This window comes from Bradyrhizobium sp. SZCCHNR1002, assembly GCF_032381435.1.
Classification (GTDB): domain Bacteria; phylum Pseudomonadota; class Alphaproteobacteria; order Rhizobiales; family Xanthobacteraceae; genus Bradyrhizobium; species Bradyrhizobium aeschynomenes.
Genome location: NZ_JAUHIS010000004.1, coordinates 38,124 through 54,595 on the forward strand (window position 1 = coordinate 38,124; position 16,472 = coordinate 54,595).

Consider the following 16,472-nt stretch of genomic DNA (forward strand, 5'->3'; position numbering starts at 1 on the left):
CGCTGCCAGCGCCCGACTCTACCGATGCGACCGTCCGGGTTGCGCCGCGGACGCCGAACGAACGCGTGCTGGCATCGATCTGGGCGGATCTGCTGCGTCAGCCCGGTGTCGGGATCACTGACAACTTCTTCGAGCTCGGCGGCGATTCCATCATCTCGCTGCAACTCGTCAGCCGGGCGCGCCGTGTCGGGCTGGTGATCGAGCCACGGGACGTCTTCAAGCATCAGACGTTGGAAGCGCTGGCACGAGAGGCCCGTACGGAGCTGGCGCCCGCAATTCGTGCGGAGCAGGGCCTGGTCGGAGGGCCGCAGCCTTTGCTGCCGATCCAGCTCAGATTCTTCGAGCAGGAGCTGGCGGCGCCGGATCATTGGAACCAGGCGCTGCTGCTGCGGCCGCAGCAGCGGCTCGACTGGGATGTGACGCGCCGTGCGGTTGCCGCCGTGGTGACTCACCACGATGCGCTAGGACTGCGCTTCGAGCGGGTCGACGGTGTCTGGCGGGCAGAGCATGCATCGTCCGCCGCTCGCGGCGACCTCTTTCGAGACTGCGAGGTGGCAGATGCCGCGGCGGTCACGGCGCTCGCTGCCGAGATGCAGGCCAGCCTGTCGCTCGCGCATGGTCCGCTGGTCCGTGTGGCCGGGATGGAACTGCCGGGAGGCGAGCAACGGCTCCTGATCGTGATCCATCATCTCGTCGTCGACGGCGTGTCATGGCGGGTGCTGATCGAGGATCTCGCGGCAGCCTATGAGCAGCTCGCGCGCGGCGCCAAGACGGTGACGTTACCGCCGAAGACCCACGCCTTCGCACAATGGGGGGCCGCGCTGCATGCCTATGCATCGTCGGACGCGCTTGCCGCGGAGCTGGACTATTGGTCGCAGATCCGGCAGGCGCACCATCTTGCTTGCGACGAGGATCATTCCGAGCGGGATACGATCGCCGACGCACAGGAAGTGCAGCGCGAAATCGATGCGGAATTGACGTCGCAGCTGCTCGGGCCTGCGCATGGAGCCTACCGGACCCAGGCGAATGATCTCCTGCTCTCCGCGCTGGCGCGTGCGCTATGGCACTGGTCCGGTCGCGAGGACGTCGTGATCGAGCTCGAAGGCCATGGCCGCGAGGAGATCGGCTCCGGGCTCGATCTGTCGCGCACCGTCGGCTGGTTCACCTCCGCCTTTCCGATCCAGCTCGCAGCCGGCGGGCTGCAGGCCGCTTCGTTGATCAAGACGACCAAGGAGATGCTGCGGTCGATTCCGCATCGAGGTCTCGGCTATGGCATCCTGCGCTATCTTGGCTCCGACGCTCAGCGCGCAACGCTTGCCTCGGGTGATACGCCGCATATCGGCTTCAACTATCTCGGCCAGGTTGACGACAGGACCGGCGAGGCTGGGCTGTTCGCGCTCGCCCTGGAGAGCGCGGGCCCTTCACGCGCTGCCTCCAGCCCGTTGCGGCATCGCCTCACCATCAATGCGCGGGTCCAAGGCGGGCGACTGCAGCTGTCGTTCGGCTTCAGCCGGAAGCGCTACCGGACGGCAACGGTCGAACGCCTCGCCGACTGCTTTGAATCCGCGCTCCAGGAGCTGATCGCTCATTGCTCGAGCGATGCCCATGGGCTGACGCCGTCGGACGTTCCGCTGTCGAAGCTGACGCAGGCCGAGCTCGACGCGCTCCGACTGGATTGGCGCGAGGTCGAGGACATCTACCCGCTGTCGCCGATGCAGCAGGGCATGCTGTTCCACGCCCTGCACGATGACGGCACGGGTGTGTACGTCAACCAGCTCACGGCGGAGATCCGCGGTCTCGATTCCGAGAAGCTGCGGGCCGCCTGGCAGACCGTCAGCGATCGTCACGCCGTGCTGCGCACCGGCTTTCTCTGGCGCGAATTGTCGGGACCGCCGCAGCAGGTGGTCTACCGGCGCGCGGAGGTACGCGTCGTCGAGGAGGATTGGCGCACGCATGCAGCCGGCCTTGCGCCAGCGGCGCTGGACGATGCGCTGACGGTGGTGGCCCAGCGTGATCGCGCGGCAGGTTTCGATCTCGCGCGCCCGCCGTTGCAGCGTCTGACGCTGGTTCGGCTCGACGACGAGCGCCATTGGCTGATCTGGACTCATCATCACATCCTGATGGATGGCTGGAGCTCGGCCCGGTTCATGGCCGAGGTGATGCAGCTGCTGGAGCATGGCTCCCTGCCGGCACAGCGGCCGCGCTACCGCGACTACATCGCCTGGCTCGGGGCCAGGGATCACCGTGCGGCCGCCGACTTCTGGCGCACAGCCCTGGCCGAGCTCGAAGAGCCAAGTCTGCTCGCACCCGCCAACGCCAACGAGGCCATGGACCACGGCTCGCTGACGACGGTCGTGGATCGTGGTCTCAGCGAGCGGCTTCAGCAATTCGCCACGCGCGAGCGGATCACGCTGAACACGCTCGTTCAAGCCGCATGGGCGAAGCTGCTGCGCCGCCAGACCGGCCAGGACACAGTGTGCTTCGGTGTAACGGTTTCAGATCGGCCTGCCGATCTCGTCGGCGCCGAGGACATGGTCGGCCTGTTCATCAACACGCTGCCTATGATCGACCGCGAGCATCCTCAGCAGAGTGTCGGCGACTGGCTGCGCGATTTGCAGGACCGCAACCTGGCTCTGCGGGAGCATGGCTGGATGCCGCTCGCTGATATTCAGCGCTTGGCCGGACGTGCCGGACATCCGCTGTTCGACAGCATACTGGTGTTCGAGAACTATCCGGTCGACCAGGCATTGAGGACGAACCGCGGGCAGCTCCGCGCCAGCCGCACGCGGATTTTGGAGACCAGCAACTATCCGTTGTTCGTCAGCGTCGGTCTCGACGGCGAGCTTCGGCTCGTGTTCAACTTCCAGCGCCGGCATTTCGAAGAGCGCCAGATCGGCCGGCTTCAGACGGCATTCGTGGCGCTGCTCGCGTCGATCAGCGGCGATGCCGCCAACGCGGTCGGCCGGATCGCTGGTGACGATCCCGAAGATCTCGCGATGCTGGCGCGCGTCAACGACACGGTCACGACAAAGCAATCTGCCGGGGTCGTTGCTCAATGCGAAGCGCAGGCGGCGCGTTCTCCTGATGCGATCGCAATCGTGCATGGGGACGAGACGATCAGCTATGGCGAGCTGAACGCGCGGGCAAACCGGCTGGCGCGGCGGCTCATGCTGCAGGGCATCGGGCCGGACGTCGTGGTCGGGCTGGCGCTGGAGCGCGGCGTGCCGATGATGGTGGCACTGCTCGCGGTGCTGAAGGCGGGCGGGGCCTACCTGCCGCTCGATCCGGACTATCCGGCCGAGCGTCTGGCGCACATGCTGGGCGACAGCGGGGCCAGGCTGCTGCTGACGCAGGCCACGTTGCAGGAGCGTTTTGCTCCGGTTCTGGAAGGCAGCGGTGCCGAGGCCTGGCTGCTCGATGCAGCGGTGGGAGAAGGCAGCGGCGACGCCGCCAATCTCGACATCGCGATCGATCCGGAGAACCTCGTTTACGTGATCTACACCTCCGGCTCGACCGGTCTGCCCAAGGGCGTGATGGTGCGCCATGGCGCGGTGGCGAACTTCCTGGCGACCATGGCCGAGCGGCCGGGCATCGCACGCGAGGATCGCGTGCTCGGGCTGACCTCGCTGTCGTTCGACATCGCGGTGCTGGAGCTGTGGCTGCCGCTGACGCATGGCGCGCAAATCGTGCTGGCGGATCGGGCGACGGCGCATGATCCGGCGGCGCTGAAGGCGGTCGTCGTCAGGCACGGCGTGACGATGATCCAGGCGACGCCGTCGAGCTGGCGGATGCTGCTGGATCATGACGGCGCCGGCACGTGGCTGGGGGAGGGCTGCCGGGTGCTGAGCGGCGGCGAGGCCCTGGCACCGGATCTGGCGCGGCGCCTGACGGCGCTGGGCGGCGAGGTCTGGAACCTGTACGGGCCGACGGAGACCACGGTGTGGTCGGCGCGGCACCGGCTCGATGCGGCCGATCCGTCGCCGATGATCGGTGCTCCGATCGGCAACACCACGCTGTACGTGCTGGATGGCGATCTGAATCTGGCGCCGGTCGGGGTGGCCGGAGAGCTGTTCATCGGCGGCGAGGGGCTGGCCCGCGGCTATTGGAATCGTGCGGCGCTCAGCGCCGAGCGCTTCATCCCCGATCCGTTCGGATCGGCGGGGCAGCGGCTGTACCGCACCGGGGACCTCGCGCGCTGGCGCGGCGATGGTGTGCTGGACCATGTGGGCCGGGCGGATCATCAGGTGAAGATCCGGGGCCATCGCATCGAGCTCGGCGAGATCGAGGCGCGGCTGCGGGCCGAGCCCGGCGTGCGCGACAGCGTCGTGGTGGCGCAGGAGCTCGGCGGCAGCCGGCAGCTGGTCGGCTATGTCAGCGGCGATGATGCGCTCGACGGCGCGGGCCTGCGTGCGGCGCTCGGCGCGGTGCTGCCGGACTACATGGTGCCGTCACGGGTCATGGTGCTGCCGCAACTGCCGCTGACGCCCAACGGCAAGATCGACCGCAAGGCGCTGCCGCAGCCGGATGCACGCCCTGCGGATGCGCAACGCGTCGCGCCGCGCAATCCGACCGAGGCCGCGCTCGCAACGATCTGGGCCGAGCTGCTGCAGCACGACGAGGTCGGCGTCACCGACAATTTCTTCGAGCTCGGCGGCGATTCCATCATCTCGCTGCAGATCGTCGGTCGCGCACGGCGGGCCGGTCTTGCGCTGGAGCCAAGGGACGTCTTCAGGCATCAGACGATCGAGCAGCTCGCGCCGCTCTGTCGCGCGATCTCCGATGCGCAGCGGATGCCCGTCGTGGCGCGGGGGACGCTGTCGGGCCTGACCGATCAGGAGCTGGCGCAGCTCGGTCTCGATTGGGACCGCATCGAGGACATCTATCCGCTGTCGCCGATGCAGCAGGGCATGCTGTTCCACAGCCTGCGCGATGCCGGCAGCGGCGTCTACGTCAATCAGATCAGCGTCGAGATCCGCGGGCTGAACGTCGAGCGCCTGCGCGCGGCATGGCAGGACGCATCCGCGCGCCATCCGATGCTGCGGACGGGATTCCTCTGGCGCGAGTTGTCCGGATCCCCGCTGCAGGCTGTCTATCGTCAGGCGATCGTGCCGTTCGAGATCGAAGACTGGCGCGGGCAATTGATCGACGAGACCCGGCTCTCGGCGGCGCTGGCCGGTGAGCGTGATGCTGAGTTCGATCTGGCGCAGCCGCCGCTGCAGCGCGTGCGCCTGCTGCGCGTGGACGACGATTGTCATCGCCTGATCTGGACCTATCACCACATCCTGATGGATGGCTGGAGCTCGGCGCGCTTCATCGGCGAGATCTTGCAGCTCTATGCCGGCCGCAAGCTTGCGCCCGGCACGCCGCAGTACCGCGACTACGTTGCCTGGCTCGTTGCCCAGGACGCCATGGCGGCCGAGCGCTTCTGGCGCGAACAGCTCGCCGGCTTCGATCAGCCGACGCAACTGGCCGATGCGTTCGGCGCTCGCCGCTACGACGCGCATGGGCATCGACGCTGCTACACGCGGCTCGACGAGGGCGCGACGGCGGACTTGAAGGCGTTCGCCCGCCGCGAGCGCATCACCCTGAACACGCTGATCCAGGGCGTCTGGACGCTGCTGCTGCAGCGCTTCACCGGCCAGCACACCGTGACCTTTGGCGCGACGGTGGCCGGCCGTCCGGCTGGCCTCGACGGCGCCGAGCAGATGATCGGCCTGTTCATCAACACGCTGCCGATGATCGAGACGCCGTCGCCCGCCTGCGCCGTCGGCGATTGGCTGCGCGCGATCCAGAACCGCACCGCCGCGGTCCGCAACTACGAGCAGACGCCGCTCTACGACATCCAGGGCTGGGCCGGTCGCGCCGGCGAGGCGATGTTCGACAGCATCATCGTGTTCGAGAACTACCCGATCGAGCGTGGCCTGCTGCAGGGGGACGGCTCGCTCCAGTTCGGCGGCCTCCGCAATGTCGACGTCACCAATTATCCGATGGACCTGTCGGTGCTGGTCGAGGACACGCTCCAGGTCGAATTCACATACATGCCAAGCCATTTCGCGCCCGACCAGGCCGAGCAGATCAGGGCCCAGTTCGAACATCTGCTCGCGGCGCTGACCCGGGATGCGACGGCGCTGATCGGGGCGATCGATGCGGCGACCGATCATGACACGGCGCGCGCGCGTGCCTGCAACGCTCATGCTTTGCCTGTCGGAGCGGAGCCGCTCGTGCACGAGGCCATCAGCGGGCATGCGATGCGCAATCCGGAGCGGATCGCACTCGAGATCGGCGGCGGCAGCCTGTCCTATGGCGCGCTGGAGCGCCGCGCCAACCGTCTCGCGCATCATCTGATCGGGCAGGGGCTCAGGCCCGATCAGCGCGTCGGGATCGTGGTGGCGCGCACGCAGGCAACGATGATCGCGCTGCTGGCCGTGATGAAGGCGGGCGGCGCCTATGTGCCGCTCGATCCCGAGCTTCCGCCGGAGCGGGTCGCCTACGTGATGAACGATAGCGGCGCGGCTTTCATGCTGTCCGGCACGCGTGATGTTCTCATGCCCGCGTCTGTCCGGCACATCGATCTGGCCCGATTCGATTTCGAGACGGGACCGGATCATCCGCCGCAGCTGCGCCTCCACCCCGGAAATCTCGCTTATGTGATCTACACGTCCGGCTCGACCGGACGGCCGAAGGGCGTCGCCGTTGCGCACGGCCCGCTGGCGATGCATTGCCGCGCCACCGCAGCGCTCTATGAGATCGACCCGCAATCGAGCGAATTGCATTTCCTGTCGCTCGCATTCGACGGCGCCCATGAACGCTGGCTTACGGTGCTCTCGCAGGGGGCGCGGCTCGTAATGCGCGATGCCGAGTTGTGGACGCCCGAGCAGACGGTCGAGATGCTGCGCGCCCGGAGCATCACCCATATCGGCCTGCCGCCGGCCTATCTGCAGCAGGTGGCCGATTGGGTGGAGCAGACCGGTCATCCGCCGCCGGTGAGGCTGTACTCGTTCGGCGGCGAGGCGATGCCCAAGGCCGGCTTCGACAAGGTGAAGCGGACGCTCAAGCCGCAGATCCTGATCAACGGCTACGGCCCGACCGAGACCGTGGTTACGCCGCTGGTCTGGAAGGTCGACGGCAACGCAGACTGCGACAAGGCCTACGCGCCGATCGGTGTCCCCGTCGGCAGCCGCACCGCCTACATCCTCGATGGTCAGCTCGACATCGTCCCGGCCGGCGCTGCGGGAGAGCTCTATATCGGCGGTCTTGGCCTTGCGCGCGGATACCACGCCAAGCCCGGCATGACCGCGGAGCGGTTCGTTCCGGATCCCTTCGCCGCCGATCCCGGCGCGCGTCTCTATCGCACCGGCGACCTCGCCCGGTGGGATGCGGATGGCAGGATCGAATATCTCGGGCGCAGCGACGATCAGGTCAAGGTCAGCGGCTTCCGGATCGAGCTCGGCGAGATCCAGTCGGCATTGCTGTCGGAGCCCGATGTCGCACAAGCGGCCGTGCTCGCCGTGCCCAGTGCCGGCGGCAGCCAGCTCGTCGCCTATGTCGCGCCGAGTGAGGGCTGCGACGCGGCCGGCCGCTCGGCTGAGCAATTGTCGGAGGGTCTTGCGGCCGCGCTGCGTCGAACGCTGCCTGCCTACATGGTGCCGGCAAGAATCATCGTGCTCGAGCGTCTGCCCACGCTGTCCAGCGGCAAGGTCGACCGCCGGGCGCTGCCGGCGCCCGACGTCGCGGCTGTGCGCACCTTCATCGCGCCGGAGAGCCCGGCGGAGATCGCGATGGTCCGATTGTGGTCCGAGGTTCTCGGCACTCCGCAGGTCGGCGTCACCGATAATTTCTTCGAGCTCGGCGGCAACTCGATCCTGAGCTTGAAGGTGATCGCACGGCTCCGGCGCGAGCCGATCATCGGCGGCGAGATCAAGCTGCGTGATCTCCTGCAGAAGCCGACGATCCGCGCCTTGCTCGGCGAGTCGGACAGCAAGCCAAGGCGAGTGTCGGCCCTGCTGCCGCTCAACGCGCCGGTGTCCGGCATGGAGCCCGTGTTCTGCTTCCATGGCGGCTTCGGCACGGTGTTCGACTATGCGCCGCTGGCGCGCCGCCTCGAGGGGCGGCGTCAAGTGATCGGTCTGCAATGCCGGACGTTGATCGCGCCGTCCTTTTCCGATTCATCGCTGGCGGCGATGGCCGCTGATTACGCCGATGAGATCGTGCAGGCGCAGGGACGCGGGCCGTATTATCTGATCGGATGGTCGCTGGGCGGCCTGGTCGCATGCCTCGCCGCAGCAGAACTGGAGCGTCGCGGCGAGGTCGTCGCGCGTCTGGCGCTGGTCGACAGCTTCGTTCCTGATCCGTGCGCAAATGAGAGGCCAGGGGCCGAGCGGCATTGGACCGACGACCTGCTGGGATTGCTGTCCATCGCCATCCCAGGGGGAGAACTCGCGGCGGTCCGATCTCGCGCCGCCATCATCCGCGCCGCGGGCGAGCCTGCGACGGATGACGCAATGCGGCGCCTGCTTGCGGACGTGATCGGCGCGGCGCCCTTGCAGCCAAGGGATCATCTGCTCGGGGTCGACGACATCATCGGCGCGTTCACGGTCGGACGCCACCTCGGACAGCTGGCGCAGACCGCCGACTGGCCGACCGAGCTCAAGGCGACACCTGGATGCTGGTGGACCTCAGGGCGGCTGCGACAGCGCGATTGGCTGACTGCACGGTTCGGGGGCGCGACGGATCTCGGCGTCGTCGGTGACGACCACTTCTCGATCCTGAGCAACGAGACCTTCGTCGCCGCAATCTCCAAGTGGCTGCAATCGCGCGACGCGGCGCAGACGATGCCGGCGCTGCAATCCGAACCGGCCGAATGAGGTGATCATGAGCCTTCATCCAGATATCGCGGCGCTGCTCGAGATGATCCAGTTGGGGACCGAGACCGGCGCGCGCGTTCCGTTCCCGCAACTCACGCCGGCGCAGGCGCGCGCCGATTTCGAGGCCTCGTCGCCGCTGCTCGACCTCGATCCTCCCGCGCTTGCGTTCGAGAGGCAGCTCACGCTGCCGACGCGCGATGGTGCGCAGATCGCTGCACGCCTCTATGCAGGACAAATGCCCAACTGCGCTGCGCCGCTGCCGGTGCTGCTCTACATGCATGGCGGCGGCTTCGTCGTCGGCAGTCTCGACTCGCATCAGCCGCTATGCCGTGGCCTTGCGAGCGACAGCGGCGCGGCCGTGCTGTCGATCGGCTACCGGCTCGCGCCGGAGCATCGCTTTCCGACTGCGTTCGAGGATTGCGTGGATGCTCTCGCCTGGATCGGGCGCGAGGGGCCAGCCGCTGGTCTCGACCCCCGCCGCGTCGCCGTCGGCGGCGACAGTGCCGGCGGCACGCTGGCGGCAGCGCTGGCGATCGCAGCTCGCGACGATCGAGCCTTGCCGCAACCGCTCCTCCAGGTGCTGGCCTATCCGGGCCTCAGCCCGGAGCAGATATCGCAGTCCTACGCGGACTACGGCTCGGGCTATTTGCTCGAGCGCGACACTGTGGACTGGTTTTTCAACCACTATCTGCGCGACGAGTCCGATCGCCGGGATTGGCGGTTTGCGCCGCTGGCGGCGCCCGACCTGTCCGGCGTCGCACCGGCGCTGATGCTGCTGCCCGAGTTCGACCCGCTGATCGCGGAGGGACGCGACTACGCCGAACGGCTGCGCGCGGCCGGCGTCGCCGTCGACCTCAAGGTCTATCCCGGCATGATTCACGAGTTCCTGCGCATGGGCAACGTCGTGCCGGATGCGCTGCGGGCGCGCGCCGAGATCGGTGCCACGCTTGCCGAACTGTTTGCCCAGCAAGCCGGAGACTGTCACCGATGATCACGTCGTCGAATCCCGGGAAGCTCCATATCGGAGGCCTGCTGCGGCCCTATTGGAAGCTGGTTCTCTGCGGCATCCTGCTCGGCCTCGTCGGCGGTGCCAGCGTCGCCGGCCTGCTCGCCGTGGTGAACAAGGGCCTCTACGCCGGCTCCGGTGATGTCGGCAGCCTGATCGCCTCGTTTGCCGGGCTCTGCGTCCTGATCGTGATCGGGTCGGTCGGCTCGGACATCAGCGCCAATGCCGTCGGACAGAAGATCGTCGCCTCGCTGCGCAAGTCGTTGGCCGCCAAGATCCTGATGGCGCCGATCGACCAGCTGGAATCCTACCGCGCGCACCGGCTCATCCCCGTGTTGACGAAGGACGTCGATGCGATCAGCGACTTTGCCTTCTTCTTTCCGGCGTTTCTGGTTTCCGGTGTCGTCGTCGCCGGCTGCCTGGTCTATCTGGCCATGCTGTCGTGGCCGTTGTTCCTCGTGACGGCGGCGCTGATCGCGCTCGGATCGTTCGCCCACTTCCGGGCGAGACAGCGCGGCATGTCCGGCTTCAACCTGGCCCGCCAATATGAAGACGATCTGCAGAAGCACTATCGGACGATCGCCGAAGGCGCCAAGGAGCTGCGGCTCCACCGGCCGCGCCGGCACCATGTGCATGTCGACCTGATCCAGCGCACCGTCGACAGGATCAGCGACGTGCAGATCGGCGCGATCAATCTGCTGGTCACCGCCCGTGCGCTCGGAACGGTGATGCTGTTCATGGTGATCGGGACCGCGCTCGTGCTGCGGCCGCTGCTATGGCCGGACAGTCCGCCATCGGTGTCCAGCGGCTTCGTCCTGGTGCTGCTGTTCATGCGCGGTCCGATCGATCAGCTCATCGGCATGCTGCCGTCGCTCGGTCGCGCACAGGTCGCGATGCGCCGGATTGCCGATCTCTCCGAGCGGTTTGCAACGGCAGAGCAGGATCTGCTCGAGCATCCCGCCGACGCGATGACGGATCGGATCGAATCGATCGAGCTGCGCGGCGTCTCCTATTCCTTTCAGGCCGCCGCCAACGAGACACCCTTTGTGCTCGGTCCGGTCGATCTGCGCATCCGGCGCGGCGAGATCGTCTTCATCGTCGGCGACAACGGCAGCGGCAAGACGACGCTGATCAAGCTGCTGCTCGGCCTCTACGTGCCGGATCAGGGACAGCTGCTGCGCGACGGCGTACCGGTGATCGGCGCAACACGCGACGACTACCGGCAACTCTTCACCACCGTGTTTGCGGACTATTACCTGTTCGACACGCTGCTGCGTCACGATGATCAGGCTCCCGAAGGCGCGCAGCGCTACCTCGATCGGCTCGAGCTTGCCCACAAGGTCTCGGTCGAAGACGGCATGTTCTCGACCACGGACCTGTCGACCGGCCAGCGCAAGCGCCTCGCTTTGATCAACGCCTGGATCGAAGGCCGCCCCGTTCTGGTGTTCGACGAATGGGCCGCCGATCAGGATCCGGCATTCCGTAACGTCTTTTATACCGAGCTGCTCGCCGACCTGAAGCGGCTGGGCAAGACGATCATCGTGATCTCGCATGACGACCGCTACTTCCACTGCGCGGACCGGCTCGTGCGGCTGCGCAATGGACAACTCCAGGAGGACCGGCCGACGCAACAGCGCCGGCACGCACGGCCGAGGCGATCGCCGGCGTCGCGACTGCAAGACGAGGGCGCATCGCAGGAACCATCGAGAGCGTGAGCCGCAGCTTGTAACTAATCTAGTTCGACAGTGTGACGGGCCCGCTTGTGTTCGAGGCGGCGGCAAATTTACATCCTGAGCGGGCGCCGACCGTGGCGAATTTCGCACAAGGGCAATGGAGGGGAGAGGCGCATGGACGCGAGCACGGGCTTCGACGCAAGACGTGAGGCCTTCAAGGCCGGCAGCGAGACTGCGATGTCCGTCGTTCGCGACGACGGAGCAGTGCGGGTCCTGGTCGATGGTGCGGTGCTGCTGTCGCTTCAATTCGATGAGCGTCGGGCGGCGCTGGTCGCATCGGACAGGGCCGGCGATCCGCAGCGGATGGTGCGTGCGTTGTCGGCCGCGGCCGAAGCGCTGTTCGCCTGGCATCCGTCACTCGACAGGCTCTTCCTCGCGACCGGCGACTGGCCGGCGGCCGAATCGGCGCTGGCGCGCGAGGGTCTCGCGGTGACCATCAATGGCGCGCCGGTGCTGCTGCCCGAACTGGTGATGCAGCGGCGCGACAATTGGTTGACCGATGCCGCGCGGCCGGCGTTTCCACTGTCTTATGCCATGACTGACGGCAGGCGGCATCCGCGACGGCCGTCGAAGCCGGCCGGCCGTGTCTATTCCCGTTTCATTCCATGGCTGTCGGAGACCGTCAGCTTTCGAGTCGTCGATGTCGAGCGGGATCTGTCGCTCGTCCACCGCTGGCTCAACGATCCGCGCGTGGATGCGTTCTGGAACGAGGCCGGTGACCTAGACAAGCACCGCGACTATCTCTCCAGGATCCTGGCGGATCCGCACATGCTGCCGATGATCGGCTGCTTCGGTGATCGTCCGTTTGGCTATTTCGAGCTGTATTGGGCCAAGGAGAACCGCATCGCGCCGTTCTACGACGCCGCCGACTACGACCGCGGCTGGCATGTGATCGTCGGCGAGGACGAGTTTCGTGGCCGCGACTTCATCACCGCGTGGCTGCCGTCGCTGATGCACTACATGTTCCTCGACGATGAGCGCACGATGCGCATCGTCGGCGAGCCCGCGGCAGCCCACGTCCAGCAGTTGCGCAATCTCGATCGCGCCGGCTTCGCCCGGATCAAGAATTTCGACTTCCCGCACAAGCGAGCAACCTTGGTCATGTTGCTTCGCGAACGCTTCTTTGGCGACCGGCTGTGGCAGCCGGCGGCCAAGGACGCGACGCCAGAGACCCAACGCTGACGGAGCATCACCTCATGTCGTATCAAATCGCCCCGGACTATGATGTCGTCGGTGTCGGCTTCGGGCCATCGAACCTGGCGCTGGCGATCGCACTCGACGATTGCAGGAGACAACAGCGCGTGAGTTGCCGCTCGCTGTTCGTGGAGCGTCAGCCAAGCTTCAAATGGCACGGCGGCATGCTGCTCCCGGGCAGCAACATGCAGATTTCCTTCCTGAAGGATCTCGTGTCGCTGCGTGATCCGACCAGCCCATTCACCTTCATCAACTATCTGCACAAGTCGGGGCGGCTGCTCGATTTCACCAACTGCAAGACGTTCTATCCGAGCCGCATCGAGTTCAACGACTATCTGTGCTGGGTCGCCGACCAGTTCAGCGCGATGGTCGACTATGGCGAGACGGTCGTGGCCGTCGAGCCGGTCATGGCCGGTCAGTCGGTGGTCGCGCTTCGGGTGGTGACGCAGACGGGGACTGGCGAGACCCGGTCGCGCATTGCGCGGAATCTCGTGGTCGCCGTCGGCGGCGTTCCGCACGTCCCAGCCGTGCTCGAGCCGATCGTCGGAGACCGGCGGGTGGTGCACACCAGCGGCTATCTTGGATCGCCGCTGATCACCGAATTGCACGGCCAGGCGCCTCGCGTCGCAGTGATAGGCGGTGGCCAGAGCGCCGCAGAGGTCACCCTCGATCTGAGCGAGCGGTTTCCCGATGCGCATATCGATCTGGTGTTCCGAGGGCACGCGCTCAAGCCGTCCGACAGCAGCCCATTCGTTAACGAGATCTTCAATCCGGAGTACACGGACTATTTCCATTCGCGCGAGGACGCGCAGCGCGCATCGATTATTCGCAGCTTCCGCAATACCAATTACGCGGTGGTCGATCCCGATCTGCTCGATCAGCTCTATCGGATGACCTATCAGCAGCGCGTCGCCGGCGAGAGAAAGCTCGTCTTGCATCCGCGGAGCGAGATCGTCGGCGCGGGGGTCACGCGCGACGGCATCACGATCGAGCTGCACAATAAGGACGAGGATGTTCGGAGCCGCGCGAGCTACGACGCCGTGGTCATCGCCACCGGCTATGAGCGATCACCGGTGCCGGCCTTTCTCGATCCGATCAGCCGCTACATCGAGGCCGGCGCGCTGGATCGGGACTACCGGCTGCAGACCGCTCCGGGCTTTCGTCCGCAGGTCTACCTGCAGGGCTGCTCGGAGACCTCGCATGGCCTGAGCGACACGCTGCTGTCGGTGCTGCCGATGCGGGCCCAGGAGATCACGGCGTCGCTGGTGGCGACGGCGGCCAGGCCGAACGGTCAGGAGCATGACCCGCATCGGGAGGAACGTGTGTACTCATGAGCATGTCCTCCCGCGGTCGGAAAGCTGAGTCGTGAGGAGCCTTCATGACGGTCGTGGCGCTCGTCGCATGTCACGGCCGGATGAACATCGGTGGTCGTCGTGATTGCGAATTTGGGAAAGCCGGCATCCAGGACCGGTCGGCAGGCACGGCGAAGTTCGGGAATGAGATATGGCTGAGCCGCATTTGCCTGAGCGGGTCGTGAATTTATTGATATCGTCTGATTACGCGCGGCTCGTCGGCCGAACCCTGTCGGAGCGGTTCGACTACATCGTCGACATCGCGTCGCTGCATACGCGCGACGAACTGCTGCGGCGTCTGGAGCTCGATCGCATTTTGGTTCGGCAGGTCGAGAAGTGGCTCGGCTTCCACGGACGGCGCCTGCGCCGTCCGACCGAGAGCATCGATATCGCGATGTGCGGATTGGAGTTCCGCAAGCGGCGCATCCGGCGCTCGCGTCTCGGCGCCCGGCGGCGTCGGCTGGATCCGAAGGCCACTCCGAAGGAGCCGGGCTGACGATCGGTTCGGCGGCCGTCCGCAGCCGAAGTCCCTGAGATGGGCCGTGACGGGTGCTGCCCTCGGCCGTCCGAAGTTTCGGACGGTCGCCGCCGGCCATTTCCGAAACTTCGGACGGCGCGCCGCGCAACGCCTGTCGCCGCTCCCCGCAATGGTTTGTAAATGGTAGCAAACTGAAGCACATGCGCCGTCACCGGGCCGCGCCGATCCCCTGGCACGAATGCTGCTTAATGAGCCGCCAAACGAGCGCCAGCTCCAGAACAATCGAGGGGACGTCCGGACGCCAGCCCAAAGCCGCCCTTGATTTTAGACACGCCGAGCAGACGATTACGCTTGAGCGTTCGCGTGCGTGCCTGACCGGCGTGCATGCTCGTGGAGGGGGGCTTCGGTCCGGGATGCCCGCAGACGTGCTTGAAGGACACTGCGTCGACCCACCGCCGGCTGAGACGAGACGTAGACCGAGTGAGACCAGGGAGAGAACATCTGATGTCTACAACCACTGCGGCGGCCACGGCCCCGAACAAGCCATTCTACCGGGTCCTCTACGTGCAGGTCCTGGTCGCGATCGTGCTCGGCGTCATCGTCGGCTGGGTATGGCCGGAGGTCGGCAAGAACGAGTGGATCAAGGCGCTCGGCGATGGCTTCGTCAAGCTGATCAAGATGGTGATCGCGCCGGTGATCTTCTGCACCGTCGTGTCCGGCATCGCGCATGTCTCCGAGGTCAAGAAGGTCGGCCGCGTGGCCGTCAAGGCGCTGATCTATTTCGAGATCGTCTCGACCTTCGCGCTCGCGCTGGGTCTGATCGTCGGCAATTTCATCCAGCCGGGGGCAGGGTTCCAGGGCCAGAGCAACGCCGCCCTTGTCGCCAATTACGCCAAGCAGGCGAGCGAGATGAAGTCGATCGACTTCGTGCTCCATATCATCCCCGACACGGTGGTGGGCGCGTTCGCGCAAGGCGAGATCCTGCAGGTGCTGCTGTTCTCGATCCTGTTCGGCATCGCCCTGATGAGCCTCGGTGAACGGGGCCACACGATGCGCGCCTTCATCGACGATGCGGCACACGCGATCTTCGGCGTCATCGCGATCGTGGTCAAGTTCGCCCCGATCGGCGCGTTCGGCGCGATGGCCTTCACCATCGGGCGCTATGGCCCGCAGGCGCTCGGCAATCTTGCCGGCCTGATCGCGACCTTCTATCTCACGGCGCTCGCTTTCGTCATCATCGTGCTCGGCATCATCGCCCGCATTGCCGGCTTCTCGATCTTCAAGTTCCTGAAATACATCAAGGACGAGCTGCTGATCGTGCTCGGCACCTCGTCGTCCGAGAGCGCGCTGCCGCAGATGATGGAGAAGCTCGAGCGTCTCGGCTGCTCCAAGCCTGTCGTCGGCCTCGTGGTTCCGACCGGCTACTCCTTCAACCTCGATGGCACCAACATCTACATGACCCTGGCGACGCTGTTCATCGCCCAGGCCATGAACGTGCACCTCTCCTTCGGCGAGCAGATCACGATCCTTCTCGTGGCCATGCTGACCTCGAAGGGCGCTTCGGGCATCACCGGCGCCGGCTTCATCACCCTGGCCGGCACGCTCGCGGCCGTCCGGCCGGAGCTCGTTCCGGGCATGGCGATCGTGCTCGGCATCGACAAGTTCATGAGCGAGTGCCGCGCCCTCACCAACCTGTGCGGCAATGGCGTCGCCTGCGTGATCGTCGCCTGGTGGGAGGGCGAGCTCGACCGCGACAAGCTGCGTACCGCGCTCGACAAGGATATCGATCCTTCGGACGTCGAAATCGCCGTCACGACGGGCTGAGACCAAGGCCGCACGGCGTTG

General features: G+C 66.4%; 7 protein-coding genes (1 of these 7 only partly in view). All 7 read left to right on the top strand.

The features are described from left to right. Window positions 1–8,864, top strand: partial view of a non-ribosomal peptide synthase/polyketide synthase gene (locus QX108_RS19930; RefSeq protein WP_315799601.1) — the 3' portion only. It extends 7,543 nt beyond the left edge of the window; the window shows 8,864 of its 16,407 coding nt (coding positions 7,544–16,407); its start codon lies beyond the left edge, outside the window; it ends in the stop codon at window positions 8,862–8,864. 7 nt (window positions 8,865–8,871) lie between these two features. Then, complete coding sequence (locus QX108_RS19935; RefSeq protein ID WP_315718979.1) at window positions 8,872–9,855, top strand: alpha/beta hydrolase; 984 nt, start codon at window positions 8,872–8,874, stop codon at window positions 9,853–9,855. After that, a complete protein-coding gene (locus tag QX108_RS19940) occupies window positions 9,852–11,585 on the top strand; it encodes a cyclic peptide export ABC transporter (RefSeq protein ID WP_315782891.1) in 1,734 nt (577 codons plus the stop codon). The genes QX108_RS19935 and QX108_RS19940 overlap by 4 nt, the downstream gene beginning before the upstream one ends. Window positions 11,586–11,717: 132 nt before the next feature. After that, window positions 11,718–12,785 carry a GNAT family N-acetyltransferase gene (locus QX108_RS19945; protein WP_315718981.1) on the top strand — a complete coding sequence of 356 codons (1,068 nt, stop codon included), beginning with the start codon at window positions 11,718–11,720 and terminating at the stop codon, window positions 12,783–12,785. 14 nt (window positions 12,786–12,799) lie between these two features. After that, window positions 12,800–14,131, top strand: a complete 1,332-nt coding sequence (locus QX108_RS19950) for a lysine N(6)-hydroxylase/L-ornithine N(5)-oxygenase family protein (protein WP_315782889.1) — start codon at window positions 12,800–12,802, stop codon at window positions 14,129–14,131. 169 nt (window positions 14,132–14,300) lie between these two features. Further along, complete coding sequence (locus QX108_RS19955; protein ID WP_210261781.1) at window positions 14,301–14,645, top strand: hypothetical protein; 345 nt, start codon at window positions 14,301–14,303, stop codon at window positions 14,643–14,645. A gap of 486 nt (window positions 14,646–15,131) precedes the next feature. Then, window positions 15,132–16,451 carry a dicarboxylate/amino acid:cation symporter gene (locus QX108_RS19960; RefSeq protein ID WP_315782887.1) on the top strand — a complete coding sequence of 440 codons (1,320 nt, stop codon included), beginning with the start codon at window positions 15,132–15,134 and terminating at the stop codon, window positions 16,449–16,451. Window positions 16,452–16,472 lie beyond the last annotated feature (21 nt).